The following is a 24,380-nucleotide window of genomic DNA, read 5'->3' as shown; positions in this document are numbered from 1 at the left end:
CCCTTGCGCCTCACGGCGCGTCGCCACCCCTCATCCTTTGAGGGGACTGCTCACACCTCGGACGCCATGGGCGCCGCGAGACTGCGAGCGCATGGCTGTTTGACAATTGCATCCGATGATCGACGCAAATGACGCCGCGAGCGATCAGCGCAGCCCGCTGAGCTGGATCGTCAGTCGATCCATCGCGTTACCGACATCGCGCCATTGCTCAAGCCAGCTACGTGGAAAGCGAAAGATGAGATCGGCGCCGCCGATGCGTCGTTCGCTCATGCACATGCCGGGCGTGGCGCCGTCGCGTGTACAGCGCGCCACCAGCGCCGGCGTCGTGCCGAGATAGAGATCTTCATTGCTGTAAGGCGAGTTGTCGCGGAATGGCTGCGTGGTCAGCCCGTCTTCGCTTGATGTCGCACGGTCGATATAGCGCGGATAGATCGTGCGCAGGCGGGTGTCCGGCGAGGTCGCATCGTGATGCGCCGAGATCGAGACGAAGATGCGATCGATCGGCTGCGCGTTCTCATCGAAATTCTCGACGCTGACATGCCTCGGCAGGTTGCTCGCTTCCAGCGATGGATAGACATAGCTCAGATCGACGCGTTCCTGCGGCCCTGAATGTTTCTGCACCTTGCGGCGAAACGCATGGGTCGGGACGTTGAACAGTGTGGCGCCCACGCTCACCGGGATGCGGTCGGGATCGCCGGGCTTCTGGCTCTGCCAGGTCGGCCACAACAGATAGGCCACCACTGCGATAGCGGGGGCTGCAAGCGCTGCACCGATCAGCATCGGTACGACGGGGTTGCGGCGGTGGCGGCGCCGCGGCCGCGTCGTCGGGTGGGTCGGAAACAGCAGAGACATGCGCACGCTAAATTGGAACTGGGACGGTGTACCGGGTGGGCGAATCAACCGCGAATATGCCAGCCGATGGTTAACGGCCTCGCGCGCCTCGCCGCAGGCGGTATCCGGGAGCCATGCACCGCGCGCGGTTCCCGACCGTGCCGTTAACCCTTTATTAACGTTATGCTGGCGGCGAGCTTCGCATTTTGCGATGCAGGGCGGTGTTTGTATGTGCCGTGAAAGAGCTTCGATGTCCCCCGATGCGTTGAATTCATTCTTCCAGCTATGCATTGGCTTCGCGCTCGCAGGCGCCATTGCAAGCGCCTATCAGGCCTTTGCCAAACGTCCCCCGAGCTTCAGCCTGCTGCAGCAGGGGCCGTCCCCTGAAGCCTTCGCAGCCGTGCCGCTGCTGGTCTTCACGGCGCCTTTCATCATCATGCGCAACACGCTCCGAAACGGTGCAGCCGAGCAGCATCGCATTCAGTTCGTGATGATCGCGACGGTGCTGTCGGGCATCTGGAGCCTGATGTCGGGCACCTTGATCGTGATGACCCTGGAAGCGCTGGGCATACTGGCCTAAGCGCAAGAATCCGTGGCAGTGTCTCCCGCAAAGGGAGACCACTAAATCATGGCAATCTACGAACTCGACGGGCAGGGACCGGATCTTCCGGCCAGCGGAAATTACTTCATCGCCGACACGGCCGATGTGATCGGCAAGATTCGTTTGCTGGAGCAGGCGAGTGTCTGGTTCGGCGCGGTGCTGCGCGGCGACAACGAATGGATCGAGATCGGTGAAGGCTCCAATGTGCAGGACAACTGCACGTGCCATACCGACAAGGGCTTTCCCCTGACCATCGGCAAGAACTGCACCGTCGGCCACAATGTCATCCTGCACGGCTGCACGATTGAAGACGGCGCGCTGATCGGCATGGGCTCGATCGTGATGAACGGCGCAAAAATTGGCAAGAACAGCATCGTGGGCGCCGGCTCGGTGATCACCGAGGGCAAGGAGTTTCCGGAGAATTCGCTGATCATCGGATCGCCGGCGCGCGTCATTCGCACGCTGTCGCCGGAGCAGGTGACGGCGATGGGCAGCGCCGCGCGATTCTATGCGGCGAACGGCCCGCGCTTCCAGAAAGGTCTCAAGAAGATCGGCTAGAGCGTTTTAGAGCGAAGCGGGTACCGGGTCGCGTCAAGAAAACGCATCAAAAAGCCAGAGCCTCGGTTCTGATTCTATCAGAACCGAAAGGGCTCTCGTTGTGATCGCACGCACCGCGATCACGTCCCTTCGGACTCATTGGCTTCTGTTTCGCCGGCCACGCGCTCGTGGCCGGCGCTCCATAGCGAATGCTCCTCGGTGCCGTCCTGATAGGGATTGGCCTCGGCAGGAATGCCCTCGCTGGCGGCACGCTCGCCTTCCTCAAATGGATCTTTTTGCGGATCGTTTGGCATGGGCCTTCTTCCTTGCTGGACGTGATGGGGCGGGGCGCATCGCAGTGTTGCGGCTTGATGCCGATGATGGACCGGCGGCTTTCACGCTCTTGCGGAGCGCATCCTTGAGATCGATCGGAACGCCGTGCTTTTTCAGGAGGTCGGCGAAGGCTTCATCCGCGAGTTCTTGCGTCGTCGCCATGCGGTCGCGGCCAAGCTGGATGAGCTTGTCGAGGGTCTCGTCGTCGAAGTCGATCAGCTTGCGCATGACATCTGCTAACTGAGGCCCGGCCTGCGCCAGCGCGATCGCGCGCGCGTCGGGTCGAATACTTTCTCCTGATGGCGATGCAGCGCCTGTGCAACGCCGAGCCGCGCGAAACTGACAGGGCCGCCGTAGTCAGCCGCCTCGATCAGGCAATGCATCGCGGTTTGCCATTCCTTTGCATCGTGTTCAGATGGTGACAGCTGTGTGATGTAAGCGCCGGCGTCGCGCAGCGACACCAGCGTGTTGCCGTCGGGCAATTCGATCGGTTCGCGAAACGGCTTGTCCCAGGACACGCAGGCTTCTCCTCGGCAATGTCAGGGATTCAAGCCGCCGGCGCCAAATTCGTTCCCGCAACGGAACCCGTTTCCGCTGGTCTCGTTGAACGCCAAAGGAGATTTCCAATGGCGCATTCCTCGAAACTCATCGCGGCTGCAACGGCTACCGTCCTGTTGTCTTCAGTCGCGGCGTTCGCCCAATCCGGCAGTGCAGGTGGCGGCGCGACCGGTGGCGCTGCGGGTACCAATAGTGCAGGCACGGCGAATGCGAGCGGTGGACGCGCCGCGACCGGGATCACGGCAGGCGCGAGCGGGACCGGACAGGCGTCGCCCGATGGCAAGCCGGCGACAGGCGATGCAGCGGTCGATGCGCAGGATCGTGCCGTCGATCGCAAGGTGAAGAGCATCTGCAAGGGGTGCTAGCGCAACGTTGCGCGACAGGCGTTCAGCAACACACCGTAACCGACAGTCGCGAACAAGTGACGGCTATTGATCGTCGCACCGTGGCGGTTCGCGAACGAAAGAGCTACCTATCTGACAGGGCGGCGCTGGAAGTGACCCGTGACGGAGTGTAGTTGATGTTACGCAAATTGGTGTTTGGTCTGTTGACCCTTGCCGCAGTCGCGCTGGTCGCGCCGACAGCCGCATCGGCACGCGGTGGCGGCGGGCATGGTGGTGGAGGTTTTCACGGCGGGGGAGGCTTCCATGGCGGCGGATTTCACGGCGGTGGCTTCGGCCGTGGATTTCGCGGTGCTGGAATAGGATTGGGATTTGGCCTCGCCGGCGCCGGCCTTTATGGCGGTTACTACGGCTACGGCCCCTATGCGTATTACGGTGGGTACCCCTACGCTTATGGCGGTTATGATGACGAAGGCGGATGTTACATAACGCGTAAGCGCGTACGGACACCGGCTGGATATCGGGTGCGTCGTGTCGAGGTTTGTGACTGATTGGCCTTGAGCGACGCCACCTGATTACCTCGTCGGCTCCAGCATGGCTGTGCTGGAGCCACATCATGGCTGGTCAGATTGTCTGGTACGCGTTTTGCAAAATCGAAACGATGACCATGACCCTCGACATTGCCAGTCTCACGCTACTGTTTGTCACCACTGTCTTTGCGCTGGTGATGGCTTTCGTCTGGATGTTCTGTGAGTTCGAGCGCCGGTTCGGAAAGCGGTTGACGGCGATTGCACTCGTGCGCTTCGGCTATCGGCCCGACGGCACCATCGACCGAAACGCAAATCGTCGCGACTAGCGCGGCGATTTTTTTGTCGGTTCGTGTTTCTTGGACGTCAGTCCGGGATCAGCCAGGCACTTTGTAGTTCGTCAGCCAGGCCTGCATCTGTTTCCACCCATTGTCGGCCGCTTCCTGTCGGAAGCTGCGCGAGCATCACCCCCAAAAAGTTGCGGCCAGCTCTTGGGGGAGAGCTGGCCGCGCGCGATCCGGTCTGGGACGGGGAGGGGTGGGGATGTGACCGGGTCGCGTGTCTCGAATTCGTGTTGTTTAGCGATCCCGCGCGCTGGCCGTAGCCACTGCAGGACGGTTGTCGCCGAGCGAGACCCACACATTCGGATCGCTCTGTGACTGGCGTTTGACGAAGCGGTAGCCGGTCTCGGTCCAGGCGAGGACGTTCTCATTCTGGTTGTCCAGAACGTATTCGCCCTTGTCCGTCTTCACCGTGAGCACCGCGTGGCCTTCGCCCTTCTTGTCACGCACCACGGTGATCAGCAGCGCCTCACGTGGCCAGCCTGCTTCGATCAGCATCTTGCGCTTCAGGAGTACATAGTCTTCGCAGTCACCGTAACCGTCTGATGGCAGCGACCACTTTTCGATCACGCCCCAATGATCCATGTCGGTCATTGGCTTGATGGTCTCGTTGACCCAGCGATTGACCCGCACCAGATCCTTCCACGCAGTCTGCGTGATGACGATATCACGTGCTTGCGTCGCATCGCCGCGGCAGTCGGTCGGATTGTCTGAACAGAATTCGACCCAGCCGATCGGTGCGCGTGTGCTGTCGCCCAGGCTTGCGTAGAGTTTTTCGTTGCCGGCACGTGCCGACGAAGTCACTCCAAGAAGGACTGCTAAAACGGCCAGTCCGAAGTATCGCCCCTTGTTACCAAACATTGTGGCCCCCGTTTTCTTGTTGGGACCATGTTTCGCACAAAGGATTTTCGTCGCCGCTAAATCGCTCAAGTACAATTGAAGCGATTACAAGTAAAAGGCGCGGCGAATTCGAACTATACTTGAATCGAATGCGATTCAAATTTTAGCTAATTGTATTTGATTCAAATTGTACGCGTTAATGGCTTGAATGCTGCAATTCAGGAACTTGCGTGCGCAAAGCGGCGTGAAATTAACCCCTCGCGATCGCGTGCAGATGACGCGCAACGGTATCCGCTGATGCGGATAGCGCCTTCAGGACATTGAAAAACGAGGATCGGGGGCGTTCGGCCGTTTACCGGGCGTTGACGCTGTCTTCGAGCGTCTCTGCCAACTGCTCGTGGAAGAACTCCAGAGCGAAGCCTTCTTCGAGATGGCGGACCACACGGGACTGGATTCGGCCGAGCATGACAATCGAGTTCAGCGGCGGACGTTTCTCTGCCGCGATGGCGGCGCCGGACAGCGACAGGTCGATAATGCGGCCGTTCATCTGGACGCCATCCTCGAGGGTGAGGAGCACCATCGGGTTGCGCGGCACGATGCGGTCGTGGCGGCGGTCTTCCGGCAGATTGAGAATGTCGCGGTTGGCCAGCCAGGTCAGCTGGGCTGCCAGCTTGTCGCGTTTGCGCGGTGTCGCACCCACGGTCATGGCGAAGCCGTTGTCGATGATCCGGGTGATTTTACCTTCGACACGGCCGATATGGTCGAGATAGGCGATGACGCGGTCGCCCACATTGCCGATGCCGGGACCGAGCAGCGCGAGGCCGCCGGGCGACATATTGATGACCTGGCACGGAAATTCGCGGCGATCCGGCAGCATATAGCGGCCAAGCAGGTGCACTTTCACCCGCTGAAAGCGACGGCGTTCTTCTGCAGACGGAAGAATCGATTTTGTTTGCGCGAACGCCATCAGTGTCGTGCCGGTCATGCTGGTCGAGTTTCGACCGACCCTACGGCCCGTAGGGTTAACGCCGCGTTAGCAAATACCGAACTGGCGCAACCAGTTGGCGTGATTGTTCTGCGCGACACTTATAATGAGCAGCGTCCGTAGAAGGCTGCTCAGCGCAGCCCTTCATAGACCATAAGGCCGCGGGCAACCTGCAGTTTGCGCAGGGCGCGCGGCGCAAAGCGCTGCGGCTGGTGGGCGAGATAGCGAAACGACGTCAGCTGGAATGCGCCGAGCCGGCCGCGGACTTCGTACATGGGCGCCAGCAGGCCGGTCAGGCTGATAGGGGAATGCGCGCGCGTCGCGAATGGCAGCAACAGTAGTTCCAGATGCGCCTTTAGACCGAATTCGGTCATTGCGGTCACGCCAGCGACGGCGACGAGCTGCTCCTCGGATACGACGGTGATCATGTCCCGGATCTCGTCGCGACACTCGGGCGCGAACAGCAACGGAAACGGCTGGTTCTTCAGGTCGCGGCCGAGTAGGGCACAAACTCTTGTGCCGGCCACACGGAACGGGAATTCGACGGGCTGGTCATAGGACAGCACGAAGATGTCGCCCAGCAACTCGCGAACGGGGCCGGGTTCCAGCTCACTCCGATCGGGGGCGCGCGCAAAACCGCGTTTGTCGTCCCAATAGGCGAAGAACGCGCGGCTGGATGGATGTTTCATTCGCCTGATCCTGACCCGGCTTGCAGTGGATCGGGGACATTTCTGTCCCGAATCCATCCATCGCTCGCCGCTACATGTTGTGCAGATCAGTCATTGCAGCGTCCATGCCGAAGGCGTGTTTTCCACCGCGTTCGGGCGGGTATCCGCCGTTAAGGTTAAGTTTACTATGATTGTTAGGATCTCATTAACCGTCCGGTTTCGGAGCGGGTGGACCAGTTCGCCGTTAACTCTAAGTTAAGCATGCGCTTGGCAACGCGGGGATTGCCGGTAGTCTCCTGCTCACTCCAGAGCGGAGCGGACTGTCTCCAGCAGTTCGTGACGCGCTTAGATAAACAGGTGGCTGAAAACAGAATTGGTCGTCACGCGGGGAGGGGTGGGGATGTCGGCTCGTCCGGCACACCGGGACATCCATCCGCGGGAAAAGATCAAGACGGACCCGGGAGAGCCTTTCTCAGAGGCTCTCCCTTTTTCTTTTCAAGCGGGTTTGCTGTCCTGCGGTGATCCTGAGCTTGCGCGGTACCGGCAAAGCCGACTATCTGGGGCATCGCTCGCCAGAGCCGCTGACAGGCCGTTATCCCCTTGGACACCTTGGATTCCCCCGCTCCCCCGCGCGAACCGATCCTGACCCTGCCGGGGGCGCTGACGGCCTATGTCGGGTTGCTTGCCGTGATCCACATTATCCGCATGTTGCTGCCGGTGGATCTGGAATACTGGACCATTGAGGTCTTCGGTTTCATTCCGAAGCGCTACGACCAGACGCTGCTGTCGATGCCTTTTCCCGGCGGCAATGGCGCAAAGGTATGGAGTTTCGTCACTTACTCCCTGTTGCACGCCAATCTCAGCCATATCGGCTTCAATGTGTTGTGGCTGCTGCCGTTCGGCAGCGCGCTGGCGCGGCGCTTCGGCGCGGTCCGCTTCTTCATCTTCATGGCGGTGACGGCTGTGGCTGGCGCCGCCGCGCATCTGGTTACCCATGAACACGCACTCGCACCGATGATCGGCGCCTCGGCTTCGGTCTCCGGCGCCATGGCCGCGGCCATCCGTTTTGCCTTCGTGCGCGGCAGCTTCCTGTCGTTCAACCGCGGCGATGCCGATGAGGCGGCACGTGTGCCGGCGCTTCCTTTGTTGCGTTCGTTGCGCGATCCGCGCGTGATCGGATTTCTGGCGGTCTGGTTCGGCGTCAATATCATCTTCGGTGTCGGCTCGATTGCGATCGGCGCGGAAGGGGCGAGCGTTGCGTGGCAGGCGCATATCGGCGGCTTCTTCGCCGGGCTGCTGCTGTTCTCGCTGTTCGATCCTATTCCGAGGTTGCAACGCACGGGTTCGCAAACATCGTCTCCGGACATCTCCGACCTGCATTAAGCGCGTACCGGCTTCTTGCGAGGCCGACGCATTTGATCCATCTTATGTATTCGACAGGTGACTCACGTTGGCAGGTTCGGCCCTTGAGGCCGATCCCGTTCCCGGCGCGAACGGTGTTTCAGTGCGATCACCACATCTGAACGACTGTTGAACTGCGCTGTTACACTGCATCTGTCTGACGACCCTAGAATGAAAGACCGCGCCCGACAAAGGGCATGGTCGACTTAGGAGGCGACAATGACGGTACGTGCAATTCTCGATTCCAAAGGCCACCAGATCATCAGCGTCTCGCCGAACGATAAGGTCTCGTCGGTGGTGCAGATGCTGTCACAGCGAAGAATAGGTGCCGTGCTGGTGATGAGCCATCACCACATCGATGGTATCCTGTCTGAGCGTGATATCGTGCGGGTGATCGGAGAACGCGGCGCCTCGGCGCTGGATGAAGACGTGAGCGCCGTGATGACGCGCAAGGTCATTGGCTGCAAACCGGCCGATACGGTCGGTGCAATCATGGAAAAGATGACGACCGGAAAATTCAGGCATCTGCCCGTTATCGAGGACGAGAAGGTCGTTGGTCTGATCTCGATCGGTGACGTCGTCAAATTTCGCTTGCGCGAATTCGAGCGCGAACAGGAAGCGCTGCGCGAATATATTGCGACGGCCTGAGCCCGCCGCGCTCAACTCTGCGAAGTGGTCGGCTTCTGCGCAACGACGGGTGCAGGCGAGTTTGCCACTTCAGGGGCGAGGATTTCGATCGCTTCTTGAATGGACTCGACAGCGCGTTCTGCGGCACGCGCGCCGAGCGTGATCATTTCTTCGGCGCGGTGGAAATCGAACCAGCCGATGCGGCCAACGCGGGGGGCGATCAGGAGATCCGGCGGATCGCCGGCAAGTCGCGCGCGGGTGATGCGATCCTGCATGATGTTGAAGGCATCGACCATTACGGTAGAGATGCCCGGTCGACCGCCGCCGCCGAAGAATTCGCGCTTCATGGTGCGCTCGGCCGAGAAGAACTTGCTGAAACCGCGCTTCGGCTCTTCGACTTCGATGATGGGCTCGGCCATTTCAGGTCCCGTGCCATGGTCGAAAATCGTGGTCGAATGGCCAAACACGTCATTGCTGAGATTGGCTGCGATGACAATCTCAGCGCCCAGCGCGCGCGCCGCCGATACCGGCACCGGATTGACCAGCGCGCCGTCGACCAGCCAGCGATCGCCGACCAGAACCGGAGAGAAGATGCCCGGCAGCGCATAGGACGCGCGCATTGCATCGACCAGGCGACCATGAGTCAGCCAGATTTCATGGCCGGTGCGCACCTCGGTGGCGACGCTGGCGAATTTCAGCGGGAGATCTTCGATCAGCGTATGGCCCAGCGACGCTTCGAGCTGTGCGGCCAGCTTGTTGCCGCCGATCAGGCCTGAGCCGTTCAGGCGAATGTCGAGATAGCTGAGAATATTGCGGGGCTGCAGACTGCGCGCCCATTCCTCGAGCGTATCGAGGTGGCCGGCGGCGTAGGATCCGCCAACTACGGCACCGATCGAGGTGCCCACCACGACGTTCGGGACGATGCCATGGGCGAGCAAAGTGCGGAGGATCCCGATATGGGCGAAACCGCGCGCCGCACCCCCGCCCAGCGCCAGACCGATGATCGGACGTCGAACGCTTCCCAAACCAGGTTTGTCGCGACCGTTCGCGCCATTCTGGCCGCGCCCCATCAAAATCTCCAGCACACTAAGCTCCTCGACGCCGCCGATATTAAATGCAGCTGCGCCATCATTCCAGACGGTAGCTAATTCATGATTTATGTCGCGTTTGCGAGGTTTAGGCACCAAATGTGACTGCAGAGCGACCCGTTACCGCCCGGTGCGCCGGTTCATGGGGAACCTCACGCGATTGTGGGTCTGGCGGCGGGACAGCCGCGTCAAGGCTTGAATTTGTCGCGTTTTGGGTGAAAAGCATGACCATGACTGCATGGGGCCATGATTTGCGAACATCCGGCCGGAGCGGACGGCTGGCTATGGTGCTGGGCCTCGCTCTGCTGCAGACTGTTGCCTTGCCCCAAACCGCATCTGCGCAGTTCTTTTCGGACCGTCCGGCACCGGTTCCGCCGGGCTCGATCCCGGATGTCCCGTCGGGTCCGGCCATCAGCCTCGCGCCGCCGTCCGGTCCTGCTTCCACCCCCTTGTTGCCGGCGCCGCTGACGCAACCGCCGGTTGCCAATGTCGCCCCGCCTGTGCCGTCGCCGGTCCAGGCTGCTCCAACGGGCCCCGCACAGGGCGTGCTGGCGCTGACGGCGCGCTATGGCAAGGATATGCCGGTCATCAATAGCGGTCTGGTCTGGCGGGTTTATTCCGACAGGCCGGACGAGACTGGTGCCTTCAAGTTGATCCGCGAGGATCGCGGCGCCACGCCGAACATCGTGCTGCCGCCGGGCAGCTATGTGGTGCATGTGGCGCTGGGCCTTGTGAGCGCTGTTCGTCCGGTGACCATCAAGTCCGAGACCGATCGTGAAGCGTTTGTGCTGCCGGCCGGCGGATTGCGGATCGAGGGCCGCGTCGGCACCACGAAGATCCCGCAGAACCAGATCTCGTTCTCGATCTACAAAGGCAGCCAGTTCGAAGGCGGCGAGCGCACGCCGCTACTGCCGAGTGTTCCTGCCGGCGATGTCGTGTTGCTGCAGGAAGGCACCTACTACATCATCTCGAATTACGGTGACGCCAATTCGGTGGTGCGCTCCGACATCCGCGTGCAGGCGAGCAAGCTCACCGACGTGACCATCACGCATCGTGCGGCTGTCATCACCATGAAGCTGGTGAGCGACAAGGGCGGCGAGGCTCTGGCCAACACCGCATGGTCGGTGATCACGCCGGCCGGCGACGTCATCAAGGAATCCATCGGCGCATTCCCGCGCGTCACTTTGGCAGAAGGCGAATATCGCGCCATCGCCAAGAACGAAGGCAAGGTGTTCGAGCGCCCCTTCAACGTCGTGAACGGCGTCGACGGCGAGATCGAAGTCATCGCGCGCTAACTGCTGCTCGCAAGCTACTCAACAATCTTCCAGAACAAAGATCTCGTTGCAGACAACACGCTTCAAACGCGAATGAATTGTCATGCGCGTGTCATGATCCTGAATCGCCAACTAACCATCGTGCCAGTTTGTCGCGTTATAGCAGGTCGTTGCCCTCCGCGGTCGCGGAACGTTTACATGACGTTAATCCCCATAGTCCGAATAGCACGTATCGCTACAAGTGTTCCGAAGGGGATGTCGTGATCGCGGCCAGACAGTTATCCGGAAGCCCGGACGTCAAGTTGTTCGACGACATTCCCGCCTTGCAACGCAAATGGCGGGCGGCCGTTCGTCCCGGCCAGATTCTGCCCGGCTATGAAGAAGTGATGCTCGGCAGTCTTGGGCGGATGGCCGATCACATCGTCCTGCTGAAAGTCGAAGGTGAGACGCTCGAAGTGTCACGCAGCGGCCGCTATGTGCAACAGTGGTTGGGTGACGATCGCTGGGGCATTCCGCTCGACGTGCTGGCACCTGATTGCGTGCGTGCGCTAACGGAAGCCGCAAACTGCGCGTTGCAGGCCAACAGGCCGCATCTGATGGTGGCGCATTGCGTGCGTGACGGTCTCGTCCACACCTATGACATTCTGGCGCTGCCGACAGCGTCACGCTGGGGTGGCCGGTTGGTCGGCGTCTATGTCAATGAGCAGGGCACCCGTTACAATCTGGTCGATGCGATCTTCTCGTCGACGGACGAAGGCATCGTGTCGCTTGCGGCAATCCGGGATTCCGCAAGCCAGGCATTCGACTTCCAGATCGTGCATCATAATCAGGGCGCTTCGCGCCTGCTGAAAGTATCACCCACCGACCTTCAGTGGCGCAAGCTGAGCGCGGGCGGTCACGCATTGTCGCTGCCGAGCGTGACGAAATGGCTGCTGTCCATGATCGCCAATGGCCAGAGCGGTCAGCTCGAAATCGACAGCGATGATCGCAACCTTCGGCTCAGCGCCACCGCTTTTGGCGACTTGGTGTCGCTGACTGTGTCTGACGTCACCGACATTAAGCGCCGCGAGGCCTCGTTCCGGCTGCTGTTCGACAGCAATCCGATGCCGATGTGGGTGTTCGATGCCGAGACGATGGATTTTCTCAGCGTCAATGACGCGGCTGTCGCGCATTACGGATACGATCGCGCCACTTTCCTCCGGATGCAGCTCAAGGAAATCTGGCCGCGTGACGAGTGGGAGCTTCATACGCGCGCGTTAATGCAACTCGGAGATATCTATCAGTCGGATCGCAACTGGCGCCACCTGAAGGCCGATGGAAGCGAAATCGAGGTGCTGACCTATGGCCGCCGCGTGATGTTCGAAGGTCGCGACGGCTTCCTCGTGGCTGTCGTCGACATCACCGAGCGTCGCAAGGCCGAGGCGCGCGTGGCGCATATGGCGCATCACGATGCGCTGACGGATTTGCCAAATCGTGTTTTTTATCAGGAGCGTCTGGCCCAGGCGCTCGATCACGACGATCAGAGCAAGCATGTCGCGGTGCTGTGCATCGATCTCGACCTGTTCAAGAATGTAAATGATTCCTTCGGCCATCCCATGGGTGACCGGCTGTTGAAGATGGTCGCCACACGAATGCGCACCGAGGTGCGTGGCAACAATCTCGCGGCGCGGCTCGGCGGCGACGAATTTGCCGTGGTGCTGGCAGCCGATATCACGCCGAACGAAGCCAACGATTTTGCCGCGCGGCTGATCGAGATCATCAGCGCGCCCTATGACATGAACGGCGTCGAGGTCGTGATCGGCGCCAGCATCGGTATCGCCATGTCACCGGGCGATGGCGATACCAGCGAAGAGCTGATGCGCAATGCCGATATGGCATTGTACCGCGCGAAGTCCGAAGGTGGCGGCGTGCATCGCTTCTTCGAGCGCGAGATGGATCGCCAGGCGCAGAAGCGCCGCGACATGGAGCTCGATCTGCGCAGCGCTTTCGCCGATGGCGACTTCGAACTGCATTACCAGCCGCTGGTCGATCTGACCGCCGATCGCATCACCGGATTCGAGGCGCTGCTGCGCTGGAAACATCCCGAAAAGGGCATGATCTCGCCGGCCGATTTTATCCCGGTCGCGGAGGATATCGGCCTCATCGTCACGCTCGGCGAGTGGGTGCTGCGCAAGGCCTGCGCCGAAGCTGCCAAGTGGCCGGACGATATCAAGGTCGCGGTCAATCTCTCGCCGGTGCAGTTCCGCAGCCGCAACCTGGTGCAGGTCGTGGTTGCCGCGCTAGCTTATTCCGGCCTGTCGCCGCATCGTCTTGAGCTGGAAATCACCGAGTCGGTGTTTCTTGCGGAAACCGAGGCCAATCTTGCGATCCTGCATCAACTGCGCGCGCTGGGCGTCCGCATCTCGATGGATGATTTCGGCACCGGCTATTCCAGCCTGAGCTATCTGCGGAGTTTTCCGTTCGACAAGATCAAGATCGACCGGTCTTTCGTGAAAGATCTGATCGAGCGGCCGGATTGCGTTGCCATCGTACGCGCGATCTCAGGACTCGGTCGCAGCATGAACATCACCACGACCGCCGAGGGGGTCGAAACGATCGATCAACTGGACTGGCTGCGCGCGGAAGGCTGCAACGAGGTGCAGGGTTTTCTGTTCAGCCCTGCCAAACCGGCGTCGGAAATCGAAAATCTGTTGCGCCGGTTTGGTAGCCAGGCGTCGCAGGCTGCGTAAATCCGGTTCAGAACCGGGTCACGACGTCCTTGAGTTCTGGCCGCGGTCGGTCCTCGATCACCTTGTCGGGCTTGCCGCCGACATGGATGAAGCCGGCCAGTCTTTCATTGGCGGCGAGGCCGAGGCCTTCGAGCACGTCGCGGTCATAGACCATCCAGCCGGTCAGCCAGTTGGCGCCATAACCCATGGCTGTAGCGGCCGATACAATATTCATGCAGCTCGCGCCTGCGGACAGTTCCTGCTCCCATGACGGAATCTTCGGATGCGGCTTGATGATGCTCACCACGCCGATCACCAGCGGCGCCTCCGTCAGTTTGTGTTTCTGCGCCTCGATCTCCTCGACCGGTGCATCGGGATTCTTCCGTGCGAACACGGTGGCGATGACGTTGCCCGCGCGTTTGCGGGCGTCACCCTCGAAAATGATGAAGCGCCATGGCGCCAGCTTGCCGTGGTCCGGCACGCGTGCCCCAATGGTCAGGATGGTTTCGAGTTCGGCGGATGAGGGGCCGGAGCCGGTCATTTCGCGCGGCTTGACGGAGCGGCGGGTCTTCAGGAAGTCGATGATGTCGGGCACGGGCAGTTCTCACAGATGAGGATGCGCAGAATTTGCAGGAATTGAATGACCGCTTACCACGCGAAAAGGCCCGCCACGAGGCGGGCCTTGCTGATTTAGACGGATTGTGACCGCGCGCATCCGCTTAGCTGACCTTTTTGTGCTCCGGCATCTTGGAGGCACGGTCCAGCAGATCACGGCCCAGATCCTCCAGCACGGCCCGCGAGGCCAGATAGAGGCTATGGCCACGCTCAGTCTCGAATGCCAGCGCGACCACGTCCGGCCTGTTGGGATCGGCGATCACCTGATAGGATCGGAGCGGATAGGCCTCGATCTCGATCTCTTCATCGTCGCTCATCGGCTCAGCCCTCTGCCAGTGCGCGCTTCACGTCGGGCGGTGTCGCCTCGTCGACCAGTGCGGCAAGGGCTTCTTCGAGCGAACTCACCTTTTGGCCATCGCTGCCGAGACGGCGCACCGAGACCTGGCCGGTTTCGGCTTCCTTCTTGCCGACCACGAGCAGAGCAGGGATCTTGGCCAGCGAGTGTTCGCGGACCTTGTAGTTGATCTTCTCGTTGCGCAGATCGATCTCGACGCGGAGGCCGGCCTTGCGCGCGGCTGCGGCGACGACCTTGGCGTATTCATCGCCTTCCGAGGTGATCGTTGTGACCACCACCTGCACCGGTGACAGCCAGAGCGGGAAGTTGCCGGCAAAGTGTTCGATCAGGATGCCAATGAAACGCTCCATCGAGCCGCAGATCGCGCGATGCACCATCACCGGCGCCTTCTTCGAGCCGTCGGCGTCGATGTAGAACGCACCGAAGCGCTCCGGCAGGTTGAAGTCGACCTGCGTGGTGCCGCACTGCCAGTCGCGGCCGATGGCGTCGCGCAGCACATATTCGAACTTCGGTCCGTAGAATGCGCCTTCGCCGGGGCTGATCTCGGTCTTGATGCGACCGCCGGACTGGCTCTCGATCACCGACAGCACGGTGGCCATCACGCGCTCGGCGTGATCCCACATCTCGTCGGTGCCGACGCGCTTTTCCGGCCGCGTCGACAGTTTGACCACGATGTCGCCGAAGCCGAAGTCGGAATAGGTCGACAGGATCAGATCGTTGATCTTGAGGCATTCGTCGGCGAGCTGTTGCTCGGTACAGAACACATGGGCGTCGTCCTGGGTGAAGCCGCGCACGCGCATCAAGCCGTGCATGGCGCCCGACGGCTCATAGCGATGCACGACGCCAAATTCGGCGAGGCGCAATGGCAGGTCGCGGTAGCTCTTCAATCCATGCTTGAAGATCTGCACATGGCCGGGGCAGTTCATCGGCTTCAGCGCAAACCAGCGCTTGTCCTCGGCTTCGTCGCCGGCGGACTGCGCCGCGAACATGTTCTCGCGGTACCATTCCCAGTGGCCTGAGGTCTCCCACAACACCTTGTCGAGGATCTGCGGCGCATTGACTTCGCTGTAATCGCCATTGAGGCGGCGGCGCATATAGGCGATTAGCGCTTGGAAGATAGTCCAGCCCTTGGGGTGCCAGAACACGACGCCCGGACCTTCTTCCTGGAAGTGGAAGAGATCGAGTTCGCGACCCAGTTTACGGTGGTCGCGCTTCTCCGCTTCCTCGATCTGTTTCAGATACGCGTCGAGGTCGTCCTGCTTGGCGAAGGCCGTGCCGTAGATGCGCGTGAGCATCGGATTGTTGCTATCGCCGCGCCAATAGGCGCCGGCCACCTTCATCAGTTTGAAGGCGTTGCCGACCTTGCCGACCGACGTCATATGCGGGCCGCGGCAGAGGTCGAACCAGTCGCCCTGGTAGTAGATCTTGATCGGCTCGTTGCCGGGAATGGCGTCGACCAGCTCGACCTTGAAGGCTTCGCCCTTGTCGCGGAATACCTGCTTGGTCTTCTCGCGATCCCAGACGTCCTTGGTGAACGGTTTGTCGCGCGCGATGATCTCGCGCATCTTCTTCTCAATCGCGCCGAAGTCCTCGGGCGTGAATGGCTCGTTGCGGAAGAAGTCGTAATAGAAACCGTTCTCGATCACCGGACCGATGGTCACCTGGGTGCCGGGCCACAGCGTCTGCACGGCTTCGGCGAGCACGTGCGCCGCGTCATGCCGGATCAGCTCCAGCGCGCGGGGGTCGTCGCGGTTGATGAAATCGATCTTGGCGTCGGCGTCGATCGGATCGGAGAGATCCGAGACGGTGCCGTCCAGCGCCATAGCAACGGTGCGCTTGGCCAGCGACGGCGAGATGCCCTTGGCAATCTCGAAACCGGTCGTGCCCTTGGCGAATTCGCGCTTGGCGCCGTCCGGGAAAGTAACGGTGATGTTGTTGGTTTCGGCGGGGGTGAGGTTGGCGAGGCCGAACTTGAATCCCGAGCCTTCATTCTCTGTCATGTCTTCTCTCCTGTGGCTCACTCCTGCACACGGGCGCAGGTAAGCGGACGAGCGGTATAGCAGCCGATTCGGGCGTTGCAACACCAGTCTGGCTGACCTGATTTGCACGCTTGGCTTGCAGGTTTGACTTGCATGCAGTTGCATCCATAAGATGCGATATCTTGACAGTCTCCCGCCCTTACGCGCCCACCGCACTCATGATCGGCAATTTCGTCACCGGCATCGGCCTGCTGGGGCCGACGGCGATGCTTGGCGAGCTGTCGGCGGGGCTGGGTGTCACGATCCGCGAGGCGGGGCTTTTGATCACCTTCGGCGCAGTGATGCTGTGCATCTGCTCGCCCCTGATGTCGTGGCTGACCAGCCGGATCGAGCGACGGCACATGTTGATCGGCGTCATCGCGGTCGTGGCCGTGTGCAATCTCGCTTCGGCCCTTGCGCCCAACTATGCGGTGCTGCTCGCTATCCGCCTGGTGATGTGCATCGCTGCGGCACCGTATACTCCGCAGGCGGCAGGCGTGGTCGGCATGCTGGTGCCGCCGGAGAAGCGGGGTAGCAGCGTCGCTTACGTCTTTCTCGGCTGGACCCTCGCCGCTGCGGTCGGTCTGCCGCTGGTGACGTTCATCGCCAGCCGCTTCGGCTGGCGCGAGGTCTATGGCTGCGTCGGCGTAATGAGTTGCATCAGTCTCGTGTTGCTGGTGTGGCGGATACCGCGCGGGCTGTTCGGCGCGCCTGTGGATCTCAGCACTTGGTCGTCGCTGGCGCGCAACCGGCTCGTGCTGTTGTTGCTGTCGATCACCATGCTGCAGATCGCCGGGCAGTTCTCGATTTTCACCTTCATGGCGCCGCTGCTCGAACGTCTCGCGGGCGCAGGGCACGACGCAGCGGCATCCGTCTTCGCGATCTACGGCGTCTGCGGTTTTCTCGGCATCATGACGGCGACGCGGATCGTCGATAGCTGGGGGCCGCTGAGGACCTCCATTCTATCGACATCGCTGGTGTTGGCTGGCATGACGGTCTGGACGCTCGGCGCAGGCCATCTGCCCGCGATGGCGCTCGGCGTCGCGATCTGGGGGCTCGGCTTCGGCGCCATCACCTCGATGCAGCAGGTCCGCTTGATCATGGCGGCACCGTCGGCCGGAGCGGCGTCGGTCTCGCTCAATACATCGATGCTCTATGTCGGCCAGGCGATTGGATCGGGCATCGGTGGCGCGCTGTTCGCCGGCGGATACTTCCACGCGTCGGGGTTTGTCGCGATGGGTTTCCTGACGACGGCACTGGTGGCCATCGCGTTCAGCCGTAAAATGTCGGGACGTGTCGCTTAGTCGCAGATGCGGGTCAGTTGCGCCTTGAACGGCACGCCGGGCAATTGTAGCGCACTGCCTTCGAAATCGAGCAGGTCGCCATTGACGCGACCGGTCAAAGCCAGTGTGACACCTTCAAAGCCGAACACGGACTTGAAGCTCTGATCCGGGTTGTAGCGTTTCGATGACACCTTGACAGAGATGGTCTCGCCTCTGTTTTGATAGTTGCCCATGAAGGCGAAAGCGGAGTTGCCGCCGCGCAGCTTTCCGCCGATTGCATAGACGACGCCGGTCCCGGTGCCATGAATAGTATGAAAATGTACTTCGTATAGGCCGTCTTCCACCTGAGTGCCCCGGGCAGTGATGTTAAGTGAAGATGAATTTGGCGAGATGAAGTGGCGGCACCCTATGGTATCAAATGTTATTCAACAATCCCACCAGTAGGCATTTTGTAAAAATAGCTTTGATAATTTGAGGTTCGGCGTGCCGCGACATATCCGCCAACTGTTCTCCGCATGCCTTGCTACATTAACAGTCAGTGTGCTGATGAGCGGCTGTGCATGGCTGTCGCCGCAAGCCTGTCTGCCGCCGTCGCGCATCATGGTGTCTGCGGAGATGATCTTCGGCCGCAACATTGGCGATCGGCCTGGTATCAGCGAATCTGCATTTGCAAATTTCGTCGCAAGGGAAATCACGCCCCGCTTTCCCGATGGTCTCACCGTCATCGATGGAGACGGGCAGTGGCGCGACGGCGTGCGTAATGTTGATGTCCGCGAAAGGGCAAAGGTCGTTCTGATCACTTTCGCCGATGACGCTCAGAAACGTGCCGACCTCGTTGCCATCGCGGACAGCTATAAGCGGCAGTTCAGTCAGCAGTCCGTGCTCACGAAGGTCGGCAATGTCTGCGTAAGCTTCTAGTTTGCGCCGTCATTGACACCGCGCCAGCGCGCGTAGCGCCACGGTGTGTACCAACGGGCATCGGGCGACAGCTTGACCGGCACGTTGTCGATACCCGAAGTGCCCCATGGCTGGCAGCGGAGCAGCCGGGCCAGTGTCATCCAGCCGCCGGCCCACAATCCGTAGCGCTCGATCGCTTCGTCGCCATAGACCGAGCAGGTCGGGAGATGACGGCAATTGTATCCGACCAGCGGAGACAGCGTGTGGCGGTATATCCAGATCATGCCGCGACCGGCATTGCGCGGCAGCCGTTGAATAGTACCGACGCAGTTCGGGCACATGGATGAATGTTTCATGGTCGGATTGCTATCAGATCAGCCGGGTTTTGCCCGGTTCCTTTGCATGGAACCCATCTACTTATGCATTGGAGACACACCTGCCAATTTATTGCATGCAGTGCAGCAAAAGTAACTGGACGCTGCGGCGAAGCTCGTTAGGTTTTCACTTAACGCCCGTGTGACAGAATCATGAGCGTTGTTTGGGGCCGTTGCCATTGCTCATGAGAGTGCGGGGAAGGAACCGACTTGGGACGTATGAGGTCGCTTCGATCAGGTAGTTCGGCGCTGTTTCGCGCCGCGGCCTTTTGCATCGTTCTTCCCGGACTCGCGGCCGGCCTGCTGGCTTCGGTCGCGTCCTCTGCCCAAGCTGCAGCCGTTCTCGAAGAACGCAAACTCCCGATGCGCTTCACCTGGGTCGCCTGCGAGCCGAATTGCCGTGGCTGGATCGGCGCGGTGGGGATTGTCACCGGCGACACCGTCAGGGATTTCGACGAGTTTTCCAAAGGCCGCGATCTGACTGACGCGACAGTGGTGCTGGATTCCAGCGGCGGCTCGGTCAATGACGCCATCACCATGGGCCGGCGCTGGCGCAAGCTTGGTCTGCGCACCACAGTCGGTATCACGGTCGACCTGCAATCGTCCTCGGGCGTCATGAAGCCGGCGGTCGTGCCGCAGGCCTATTGCGAGTCCATGTGCGTGTTTCTGCTGCTGGCGGGCAAGACCCGCTATGTGGCTGAGGAATCCCTTGTACGCGTCCATCAAATCTGGATGGGCGACCGGGCCGACGATCCGAAGGCCGCGAGCTATACGGCGAACGATCTGATGATCGTCGAGCGGGATATCGGCCGTCTCGCCAAATACACCTTCGAGATGGGAGGCACGGGCGATCTCTTGTCATTGTCGCTCAGCGTGCCGCCGTGGGACGATCTGCATCGGCTTACGGAAGCCGAATTGAAGCTGACCAATCTGGTCACCAGCCATAGTGTCGGTGATGTGTTGCCCGAGCCTCGCGAGCAGGAGGCGCCGGTCGCATCACTGGTGCCGAAGTCGGTACAGGATCGTTTCGTGAGCGGGCCGGAGAATGAAAACACCCCGGTCGCTTCGGCGCCGGTCGTGTCTTCGACGAAGTCGACCAAGACGGCCGAGGCCTCGGTGCCGACTGGCGGCGTCGCATCGGCACCGTCAGGGAAATAGCCACGCTGGCGTTACGCCGGTGTCGGCTGACTGGCTCCGGCGTTTGACTTGGCTTCAATCTGCCCGATGGCGTCCACGACCGCATCGAATGTGAGAAGCGTCGAGGCGTGGCGCGCCTTGTAGTCGCGCACCGGTTCGAGCAGGGCGATATCTGCCCACTTTCCGTCCGATGGCGGTGCGCCGTTTTCCTTCAGCATCTTGCGCACGGTCTCGCGCAGCGCACGCAATTCTCCGGCGGTCGAGCCCACCACATGACGCGCCATAATCGACGACGAGGCCTGGCCGAGGGCGCAGGCCTTCACGTCATGGGCGAAGTCGGTGACCACATCGGCATCCATCATGAGATCGATCTTGACGGTCGATCCGCAAAGCTTGGAATGGGCGGTGGCTGACGCATCGGGGGCAGGGAGGCGGCCCAGCCGGGGAATGTTACCGGCGAGCTCGATGATGCGCTTGTTATAGATGTCGTTCAGCATCTGGTTCGGACCTTAACTGTACCATCGGTCACCGGGATCACGTCTTTGGCGCGCGAGGAACTCGACTCTATATAGCGTCCATTCCATGAAATAAAAGATCAGCAGTTTCAATGGTCTGTGAGCAGTTATGTTTTTGGCGACGCACGGATTTTGCACGTCGCAGCCGTCCCCGTCAGGTAGGGACGCTCTAGCGACCGCCCAACATCTTCAGAAAGAAGGCACGCCGATCGGATCACATGCGATCTGTGATGGGAACAGACCCAAAGGCTCGATGCCTCCGATCAGCCGGCGCTCGTCCTTGGGACGGACAAAAAAGAATCTCGGATCCCTCCACACCGCTTAATCGCTTCCGCGGCTGACGTCGCGCCGAGCCTGCGCGCGCTTGTTCGCCTGCGACACCCTCCCAATCCGTGAAGGCGGAATCTTGATATTCCGGCGCCGGCTCGGGATGGAGCGCATTCCTTCACCAGGGCGAAGATCATTCTGCGGTCGAGAGAATTGCTGTGCCCGGCGCAGCGCCAATGCGCGCCTGGCGGCCTCTCCGAGTTCCTTTTTTGCTTCGAAGTTCTGCAGGCGCTTTAGCTCCTTGCTAACGCGTTTTATAGCAGCAACGAAGACTTGCTTGCGCTGAGTTGCATGCTCGGCTGTTCCCGAAAAGCTGCTGCCCCTCGGTTCGGCTTTTCCTCTTGCTTCGCGCTGTCGGTGCCGCGCTAGGGTGTGCTCCTTGCCATGAAAATCCTGTAGCCTCGAACGAAGGCTCTCCAGCTTGTCGCGCGTTAATTCGCCGATGGCGGGATGATGAGTAGCAAGAACGATTTCTTGCTCGTCGTGTTTCAGAATGCTGATTTCATACTTGCAGGATGCCGCCATCGCCTTTTCCTCCAACCAATGCCTGGGTTACGGATCGTTCGCGCTGTTTCTCGCACCTCCCTCCGAACCAGCGTCCTCCATAAGAGTCGCGCGGGGAGCTGTTTGACGCGATGCGCGCTGCCAAGATTGTTCCTCCGCGCCGTTCTGAAGTATCGGGTCATCACCCTAGGCTCACATGGGAACTGCCCGCATTGCCCTTGAATGGCGTGCTGGGAATAATAGGAAAAAGACCAACGATTTAAATGTGATGAGTGGGTAGCCTGATGGCTGGCAACGGTCGTAATGGTCCACTATATAGGGCGGAGCCCGGCGAACAGAGCGCCGGGCGTTCTCCAGATCGCCGGAATTTGAGAATTCAGTTCGGCGGCCTCGGTGTTATTGTCGCAAGACGATGTTTTATTGACGGACTCAGGCGTCCGGCGGCCTTGCCGCCCCGTCTGCCCGGTGACACTCCGGCCTCCCGTGGGGCCGGTCGAACGGAGTAAAGATGGACGCTGTGATCAAGCCGCTTCGCGGCAAATCCCCGGATGGCAAATCTTCTGAAGTCAGATCTGCCGAGAGCAAAGTGCAGGAATTCCGGCCGGCGGAGCTCGATCCCGCCGAATTTCTCGCTGCGGCGGTAAATCCCGACCAGCTGCGACCCTCGCGCGCCGAGGCAGAGCAGGCCGTGCAGACGTTGCTCGCCTATATCGGCGAGAATCCGCAGCGTGAAGGCCTCATGGACACCCCGCGGCGCGTGGTCGAGGCCTATGACGAGCTGTTCCAGGGCTATCATCAGTGCCCGGCCGAGGTTCTGAATCGGACCTTCGGCGAGACCGCGGGCTATGACGATTTCGTGCTGATCCGCGACATGGCCTTCGTCTCCCATTGCGAGCATCACATGATGCCGTTCTACGGCAAGGCGCATATTGCCTATACACCGGTGGAGCGTGTCGTCGGTCTCTCCAAGCTGGCGCGTCTCGTGGATATCTTCGGCCATCGGCTGCAGACTCAGGAGCATCTGACCGCGCAGCTGGCTGCCGCGGTCGATGAAGTGCTGAAGCCGCGCGGCGTTGCCGTGATGGTCGAGGCTGAGCACACCTGCATGTCGGCCCGCGGTATCCGCAAGGAAGGCTCGCGCACTTTCACCACGCGTTTCACCGGCAATTTCCGCGACAATCCTGCCGAGCAGGCGCGGTTCATGTCGATGATCCAGTCCATGTCGCGCTAAACCCACGTCGCGCTGATCGCGCGACGATCGTGATTTGCTGCTAGACTATCGGGCGCATCAGGCGCCCGATTTTCGTTTGACGACCACAGCGAGAGATTTTCCCGTGTCCAATACATCGCACGCGCACAGCCATGATCTCGAAGAAGGCCTCGTGCTCACGCCGAAATTCGACGCTGCCGGTCTCGTTACCGTCGTGACGACCGACGTGGCGAATGGCGACGTGTTGATGGTGGCGCATATGAATGAAGAGGCGCTGCGCAACACTATCGAAACCGGCGATGCCTGGTATTATAGCCGTTCGCGCAAGGCGCTATGGCGCAAGGGCGAGAGCTCGGGCAAGACCCAGCGCGTGGTCGAGATGCGGATGGATTGCGACCAGGATGCGATCTGGATCAAGGTCGAGCAGATCGGCGGAGCCGCCTGCCACACCGGCCGTCGCTCATGCTTCTACCGCGCGATCACCAAGGGCGAGGGCGGGGCAGCGAAGGTCTCGTTCATCGATGCGGACAAGGTGTTCGATCCGGCGTCGGTCTACGGAAGCTGAACTGGCTCCGATCTTGGGTCACGCCAGCCGGCTGGCGAAATCCTGCCGGGATTTGGCGGCGCTGATGCCGGTTGGATCGGCGATCATGTTCATGTAATCGACCGCCGCCGACCGGAGCTTGCCGTCCTTCATGGTCATGACGCCAGACAGGGTCTGGATGTTCATCGAACGGATATTGTAGTTCTTCCAGGCTTCCGCCTGTTTCGCTTCACTATTGGTCGATTTTTTCTGCTCGTTATAGAGATCGAGCGAAGCTTGCGCCGCCTTCAGGGCATTCAGGCCCGAGACTTCCTTCATCTCCTTAGCGAGCGCCGGATCGTCGCTGAACATCTTCTCTATCTTGGCCTTCCAGGGGCCTTCGGCAGTCACGTTGCCGAATTTGTCGACCTTCATATGCGTCGCATATTCCGGCGGGATGTTCATTTTCTCGAACGCTTTGGAGAGGCGGTCGGCCAGGGCGTCGGTCCGCTTCGTCAGCATTTCGTCGAATGTATCGGTGAGTCCCTCGGTCGCGGCCTGATCGGCCTTGGCCTTTTCGATAATCGCCTTGGCGCGGTCTGACAGCGATACGAAGGCGGCAGGGGCTGTCGGCGCAGATGCAGGCTTGTCGGATGAGACGGATGGCTTGGCGGGCGCAACGGCGGCGGGGGCCGCTTTGTCCCACTGTTGGGTCGACGTCGAATGCGCGTTTGCGCCGTTTGCGACCGCAACCATCGTGAGCTCCATTCCCGCTGCCGACGGAGCGAATCTCCGTCAGACACATACGGAAACACCCTCGCGTTAATGCTCTGTAAAATATTCAACCATGGATGGAGGTGTTGGGCGCCAAAACCGCCTTAGCGTTTCGTTAACCATGAATGTCCCACTGTGTCCGCGGCTTCCGCACGGCTGACAGGGCACGATTCCCGGTGGTCATGTCG

The 24,380-nt window shown here is 60.7% G+C and carries 30 protein-coding genes; 14 read left to right on the top strand and 16 right to left on the bottom strand.

What is annotated here, in order from left to right; translation table 11 throughout:
• Positions 1-144: 144 nt before the first annotated feature.
• Positions 145-852: a hypothetical protein gene (locus AB8B02_RS15070; protein ID WP_439064310.1), complete on the bottom strand. Its 708-nt coding sequence runs from the start codon at positions 850-852 to the stop codon at positions 145-147.
• Positions 853-1,081: 229 nt separating this feature from the next.
• On the opposite strand from AB8B02_RS15070, the gene AB8B02_RS15065 reads away from it, so the two are divergent.
• Both AB8B02_RS15065 and AB8B02_RS15060 read left to right on the top strand, forming a co-directional pair.
• Positions 1,082-1,411, top strand: coding sequence for a DUF6949 family protein (locus AB8B02_RS15065; RefSeq protein ID WP_093762015.1), 330 nt, complete (start codon positions 1,082-1,084; stop codon positions 1,409-1,411).
• Between the two features lie 48 nt (positions 1,412-1,459).
• The gene (locus AB8B02_RS15060) at positions 1,460-1,990 is read left to right on the top strand and encodes a gamma carbonic anhydrase family protein (protein WP_089264916.1); all 531 of its coding nucleotides are present in this window, start codon (positions 1,460-1,462) and stop codon (positions 1,988-1,990) included.
• 119 nt (positions 1,991-2,109) lie between these two features.
• On the opposite strand, the gene AB8B02_RS15055 is transcribed toward AB8B02_RS15060, so the two are convergent.
• Genes AB8B02_RS15055 through AB8B02_RS15045 form a run of 3 tightly spaced genes read right to left on the bottom strand, consistent with a single transcriptional unit; the run spans position 2,110 to position 2,820 of the window.
• A complete protein-coding gene (locus tag AB8B02_RS15055) occupies positions 2,110-2,283 on the bottom strand; it encodes a hypothetical protein (RefSeq protein WP_170849843.1) in 174 nt (57 codons plus the stop codon).
• Positions 2,252-2,530 (bottom strand): hypothetical protein, encoded by a 279-nt coding sequence (locus tag AB8B02_RS15050; RefSeq protein WP_439064309.1) that lies wholly within the window; start codon positions 2,528-2,530, stop codon positions 2,252-2,254. The genes AB8B02_RS15055 and AB8B02_RS15050 overlap by 32 nt, the downstream gene beginning before the upstream one ends.
• Before the next feature lie 8 nt (positions 2,531-2,538).
• Positions 2,539-2,820, bottom strand: coding sequence for a hypothetical protein (locus tag AB8B02_RS15045; protein WP_439064308.1), 282 nt, complete (start codon positions 2,818-2,820; stop codon positions 2,539-2,541).
• A 108-nt stretch (positions 2,821-2,928) separates the two neighbouring features.
• Here AB8B02_RS15045 and AB8B02_RS15040 point away from each other — a divergent pair, with 108 nt between their 5' ends.
• From AB8B02_RS15040 to AB8B02_RS15030, 3 genes are all read left to right on the top strand, one after another.
• On the top strand, positions 2,929-3,225 hold the full coding sequence (locus AB8B02_RS15040) for a hypothetical protein (RefSeq protein ID WP_175365517.1): 297 nt from the start codon (positions 2,929-2,931) through the stop codon (positions 3,223-3,225).
• 155 nt (positions 3,226-3,380) lie between these two features.
• Positions 3,381-3,752 (top strand): hypothetical protein, encoded by a 372-nt coding sequence (locus AB8B02_RS15035; RefSeq protein ID WP_309944835.1) that lies wholly within the window; start codon positions 3,381-3,383, stop codon positions 3,750-3,752.
• A 65-nt stretch (positions 3,753-3,817) separates the two neighbouring features.
• Positions 3,818-4,057, top strand: coding sequence for a hypothetical protein (locus AB8B02_RS15030; protein ID WP_439064307.1), 240 nt, complete (start codon positions 3,818-3,820; stop codon positions 4,055-4,057).
• A 249-nt stretch (positions 4,058-4,306) separates the two neighbouring features.
• Here AB8B02_RS15030 and AB8B02_RS15025 read toward each other — a convergent pair whose 3' ends face one another.
• The 3 genes from AB8B02_RS15025 to AB8B02_RS15015 all read right to left on the bottom strand — a co-directional run bounded on the left by AB8B02_RS15025 (position 4,307) and on the right by AB8B02_RS15015 (position 6,583).
• Positions 4,307-4,930, bottom strand: coding sequence for a transglutaminase-like cysteine peptidase (locus tag AB8B02_RS15025; protein ID WP_439064306.1), 624 nt, complete (start codon positions 4,928-4,930; stop codon positions 4,307-4,309).
• 331 nt (positions 4,931-5,261) lie between these two features.
• A complete protein-coding gene (locus tag AB8B02_RS15020) occupies positions 5,262-5,876 on the bottom strand; it encodes a PilZ domain-containing protein (protein WP_093762168.1) in 615 nt (204 codons plus the stop codon).
• A 149-nt stretch (positions 5,877-6,025) separates the two neighbouring features.
• On the bottom strand, positions 6,026-6,583 hold the full coding sequence (locus tag AB8B02_RS15015; protein ID WP_439064305.1) for a PAS domain-containing protein: 558 nt from the start codon (positions 6,581-6,583) through the stop codon (positions 6,026-6,028).
• A 579-nt stretch (positions 6,584-7,162) separates the two neighbouring features.
• On the opposite strand from AB8B02_RS15015, the gene AB8B02_RS15010 reads away from it, so the two are divergent.
• Positions 7,163-7,945, top strand: a complete 783-nt coding sequence (locus AB8B02_RS15010) for a rhomboid family intramembrane serine protease (RefSeq protein ID WP_210269010.1) — start codon at positions 7,163-7,165, stop codon at positions 7,943-7,945.
• A gap of 237 nt (positions 7,946-8,182) precedes the next feature.
• Positions 8,183-8,611, top strand: a complete 429-nt coding sequence (locus AB8B02_RS15005) for a CBS domain-containing protein (protein ID WP_093762031.1) — start codon at positions 8,183-8,185, stop codon at positions 8,609-8,611.
• A gap of 11 nt (positions 8,612-8,622) precedes the next feature.
• Here the strand turns inward: AB8B02_RS15005 and AB8B02_RS15000 are convergent, their stop codons facing one another.
• A complete protein-coding gene (locus AB8B02_RS15000) occupies positions 8,623-9,675 on the bottom strand; it encodes a patatin-like phospholipase family protein (RefSeq protein ID WP_170849844.1) in 1,053 nt (350 codons plus the stop codon).
• Between the two features lie 287 nt (positions 9,676-9,962).
• On the opposite strand from AB8B02_RS15000, the gene AB8B02_RS14995 reads away from it, so the two are divergent.
• Together AB8B02_RS14995 and AB8B02_RS14990 are read left to right on the top strand one after the other, a co-directional pair.
• Positions 9,963-10,973, top strand: coding sequence for a hypothetical protein (locus tag AB8B02_RS14995; RefSeq protein ID WP_439064650.1), 1,011 nt, complete (start codon positions 9,963-9,965; stop codon positions 10,971-10,973).
• Positions 10,974-11,212: 239 nt separating this feature from the next.
• Positions 11,213-13,681 carry a putative bifunctional diguanylate cyclase/phosphodiesterase gene (locus AB8B02_RS14990; RefSeq protein WP_439064304.1) on the top strand — a complete coding sequence of 823 codons (2,469 nt, stop codon included), beginning with the start codon at positions 11,213-11,215 and terminating at the stop codon, positions 13,679-13,681.
• Between the two features lie 7 nt (positions 13,682-13,688).
• Here AB8B02_RS14990 and AB8B02_RS14985 read toward each other — a convergent pair whose 3' ends face one another.
• The 3 genes from AB8B02_RS14985 to thrS form a co-directional block, all read right to left on the bottom strand.
• Positions 13,689-14,255 (bottom strand): nitroreductase family protein, encoded by a 567-nt coding sequence (locus AB8B02_RS14985; protein ID WP_439064303.1) that lies wholly within the window; start codon positions 14,253-14,255, stop codon positions 13,689-13,691.
• Between the two features lie 124 nt (positions 14,256-14,379).
• Positions 14,380-14,592, bottom strand: coding sequence for a hypothetical protein (locus tag AB8B02_RS14980; protein WP_439064302.1), 213 nt, complete (start codon positions 14,590-14,592; stop codon positions 14,380-14,382).
• A 4-nt stretch (positions 14,593-14,596) separates the two neighbouring features.
• On the bottom strand, positions 14,597-16,630 hold the full coding sequence (gene thrS / locus AB8B02_RS14975) for a threonine--tRNA ligase (RefSeq protein WP_439064301.1): 2,034 nt from the start codon (positions 16,628-16,630) through the stop codon (positions 14,597-14,599).
• A 197-nt stretch (positions 16,631-16,827) separates the two neighbouring features.
• Between thrS and AB8B02_RS14970 the strand changes: the two genes are divergently transcribed.
• Complete coding sequence (locus AB8B02_RS14970) at positions 16,828-17,952, top strand: MFS transporter (RefSeq protein WP_439064649.1); 1,125 nt, start codon at positions 16,828-16,830, stop codon at positions 17,950-17,952.
• Here the strand turns inward: AB8B02_RS14970 and AB8B02_RS14965 are convergent.
• Positions 17,949-18,275: a GrlR family regulatory protein gene (locus AB8B02_RS14965; protein WP_093762042.1), complete on the bottom strand. Its 327-nt coding sequence runs from the start codon at positions 18,273-18,275 to the stop codon at positions 17,949-17,951. The two genes, AB8B02_RS14970 and AB8B02_RS14965, sit on opposite strands and share 4 nt — an antisense overlap.
• Before the next feature lie 127 nt (positions 18,276-18,402).
• Between AB8B02_RS14965 and AB8B02_RS14960 the strand changes: the two genes are divergently transcribed.
• Positions 18,403-18,849: a DUF3574 domain-containing protein gene (locus AB8B02_RS14960; protein WP_439064300.1), complete on the top strand. Its 447-nt coding sequence runs from the start codon at positions 18,403-18,405 to the stop codon at positions 18,847-18,849.
• Here the strand turns inward: AB8B02_RS14960 and yidD are convergent.
• Entirely contained in the window at positions 18,846-19,184 is a 339-nt protein-coding gene (gene yidD / locus AB8B02_RS14955; protein ID WP_093762046.1) for a membrane protein insertion efficiency factor YidD, read from the bottom strand. The two genes, AB8B02_RS14960 and yidD, sit on opposite strands and share 4 nt — an antisense overlap.
• Before the next feature lie 237 nt (positions 19,185-19,421).
• On the opposite strand from yidD, the gene AB8B02_RS14950 reads away from it, so the two are divergent.
• Positions 19,422-20,360, top strand: coding sequence for a hypothetical protein (locus AB8B02_RS14950; protein WP_439064648.1), 939 nt, complete (start codon positions 19,422-19,424; stop codon positions 20,358-20,360).
• A gap of 11 nt (positions 20,361-20,371) precedes the next feature.
• Here AB8B02_RS14950 and AB8B02_RS14945 read toward each other — a convergent pair whose 3' ends face one another.
• The gene (locus AB8B02_RS14945) at positions 20,372-20,836 is read right to left on the bottom strand and encodes an iron-sulfur cluster assembly scaffold protein (protein WP_439064299.1); all 465 of its coding nucleotides are present in this window, start codon (positions 20,834-20,836) and stop codon (positions 20,372-20,374) included.
• A gap of 339 nt (positions 20,837-21,175) precedes the next feature.
• Entirely contained in the window at positions 21,176-21,706 is a 531-nt protein-coding gene (locus AB8B02_RS14940; protein ID WP_439064298.1) for a hypothetical protein, read from the bottom strand.
• Positions 21,707-22,193: 487 nt separating this feature from the next.
• On the opposite strand from AB8B02_RS14940, the gene folE reads away from it, so the two are divergent.
• Together folE and hisI are read left to right on the top strand one after the other, a co-directional pair.
• A complete protein-coding gene (folE, locus tag AB8B02_RS14935; RefSeq protein WP_089264896.1) occupies positions 22,194-22,916 on the top strand; it encodes a GTP cyclohydrolase I FolE in 723 nt (240 codons plus the stop codon).
• A gap of 103 nt (positions 22,917-23,019) precedes the next feature.
• Positions 23,020-23,460 carry a phosphoribosyl-AMP cyclohydrolase gene (gene hisI, locus AB8B02_RS14930; protein ID WP_231080212.1) on the top strand — a complete coding sequence of 147 codons (441 nt, stop codon included), beginning with the start codon at positions 23,020-23,022 and terminating at the stop codon, positions 23,458-23,460.
• Positions 23,461-23,478: 18 nt separating this feature from the next.
• Here the strand turns inward: hisI and AB8B02_RS14925 are convergent, their stop codons facing one another.
• Positions 23,479-24,174: a hypothetical protein gene (locus AB8B02_RS14925; protein ID WP_439064297.1), complete on the bottom strand. Its 696-nt coding sequence runs from the start codon at positions 24,172-24,174 to the stop codon at positions 23,479-23,481.
• Positions 24,175-24,380 lie beyond the last annotated feature (206 nt).

Source organism: Tardiphaga sp. 862_B3_N4_1, from assembly GCF_051811085.1.
GTDB lineage: Bacteria > Pseudomonadota > Alphaproteobacteria > Rhizobiales > Xanthobacteraceae > Tardiphaga > Tardiphaga robiniae.
Note: the sequence above shows the minus strand (reverse complement) of the source record. Positions and strands in the feature narration are given on the sequence as shown.

Bases quoted from the DNA above. Each gene is read 5' to 3' on its own strand.
- AB8B02_RS15060 (WP_089264916.1), top strand. From the start codon at position 1,460: ATGGCAATCTACGAACTCGACGGGCAGGGACCGGATCTTCCGGCCAGC.
- AB8B02_RS14925 (WP_439064297.1), bottom strand. From the start codon at position 24,174: ATGGTTGCGGTCGCAAACGGCGCAAACGCGCATTCGACGTCGACCCAA.
- AB8B02_RS14940 (WP_439064298.1), bottom strand. From the start codon at position 21,706: ATGGCGGCATCCTGCAAGTATGAAATCAGCATTCTGAAACACGACGAG.
- AB8B02_RS15035 (WP_309944835.1), top strand. From the start codon at position 3,381: ATGTTACGCAAATTGGTGTTTGGTCTGTTGACCCTTGCCGCAGTCGCG.
- AB8B02_RS15055 (WP_170849843.1), bottom strand. From the start codon at position 2,283: ATGCCAAACGATCCGCAAAAAGATCCATTTGAGGAAGGCGAGCGTGCC.
- AB8B02_RS15050 (WP_439064309.1), bottom strand. From the start codon at position 2,530: ATGCGCAAGCTGATCGACTTCGACGACGAGACCCTCGACAAGCTCATC.
- AB8B02_RS15020 (WP_093762168.1), bottom strand. From the start codon at position 5,876: ATGGCGTTCGCGCAAACAAAATCGATTCTTCCGTCTGCAGAAGAACGC.
- AB8B02_RS14950 (WP_439064648.1), top strand. From the start codon at position 19,422: ATGAGGTCGCTTCGATCAGGTAGTTCGGCGCTGTTTCGCGCCGCGGCC.
- AB8B02_RS14980 (WP_439064302.1), bottom strand. From the start codon at position 14,592: ATGAGCGACGATGAAGAGATCGAGATCGAGGCCTATCCGCTCCGATCC.
- AB8B02_RS14995 (WP_439064650.1), top strand. From the start codon at position 9,963: ATGGTGCTGGGCCTCGCTCTGCTGCAGACTGTTGCCTTGCCCCAAACC.
- AB8B02_RS15025 (WP_439064306.1), bottom strand. From the start codon at position 4,930: ATGTTTGGTAACAAGGGGCGATACTTCGGACTGGCCGTTTTAGCAGTC.
- AB8B02_RS15005 (WP_093762031.1), top strand. From the start codon at position 8,183: ATGACGGTACGTGCAATTCTCGATTCCAAAGGCCACCAGATCATCAGC.
- AB8B02_RS15070 (WP_439064310.1), bottom strand. From the start codon at position 852: ATGTCTCTGCTGTTTCCGACCCACCCGACGACGCGGCCGCGGCGCCGC.
- AB8B02_RS14970 (WP_439064649.1), top strand. From the start codon at position 16,828: ATGATCGGCAATTTCGTCACCGGCATCGGCCTGCTGGGGCCGACGGCG.
- AB8B02_RS15040 (WP_175365517.1), top strand. From the start codon at position 2,929: ATGGCGCATTCCTCGAAACTCATCGCGGCTGCAACGGCTACCGTCCTG.
- yidD (WP_093762046.1), bottom strand. From the start codon at position 19,184: ATGAAACATTCATCCATGTGCCCGAACTGCGTCGGTACTATTCAACGG.
- AB8B02_RS15030 (WP_439064307.1), top strand. From the start codon at position 3,818: ATGGCTGGTCAGATTGTCTGGTACGCGTTTTGCAAAATCGAAACGATG.
- thrS (WP_439064301.1), bottom strand. From the start codon at position 16,630: ATGACAGAGAATGAAGGCTCGGGATTCAAGTTCGGCCTCGCCAACCTC.
- AB8B02_RS14945 (WP_439064299.1), bottom strand. From the start codon at position 20,836: ATGCTGAACGACATCTATAACAAGCGCATCATCGAGCTCGCCGGTAAC.
- AB8B02_RS15015 (WP_439064305.1), bottom strand. From the start codon at position 6,583: ATGAAACATCCATCCAGCCGCGCGTTCTTCGCCTATTGGGACGACAAA.
- AB8B02_RS15065 (WP_093762015.1), top strand. From the start codon at position 1,082: ATGTCCCCCGATGCGTTGAATTCATTCTTCCAGCTATGCATTGGCTTC.
- folE (WP_089264896.1), top strand. From the start codon at position 22,194: ATGGACGCTGTGATCAAGCCGCTTCGCGGCAAATCCCCGGATGGCAAA.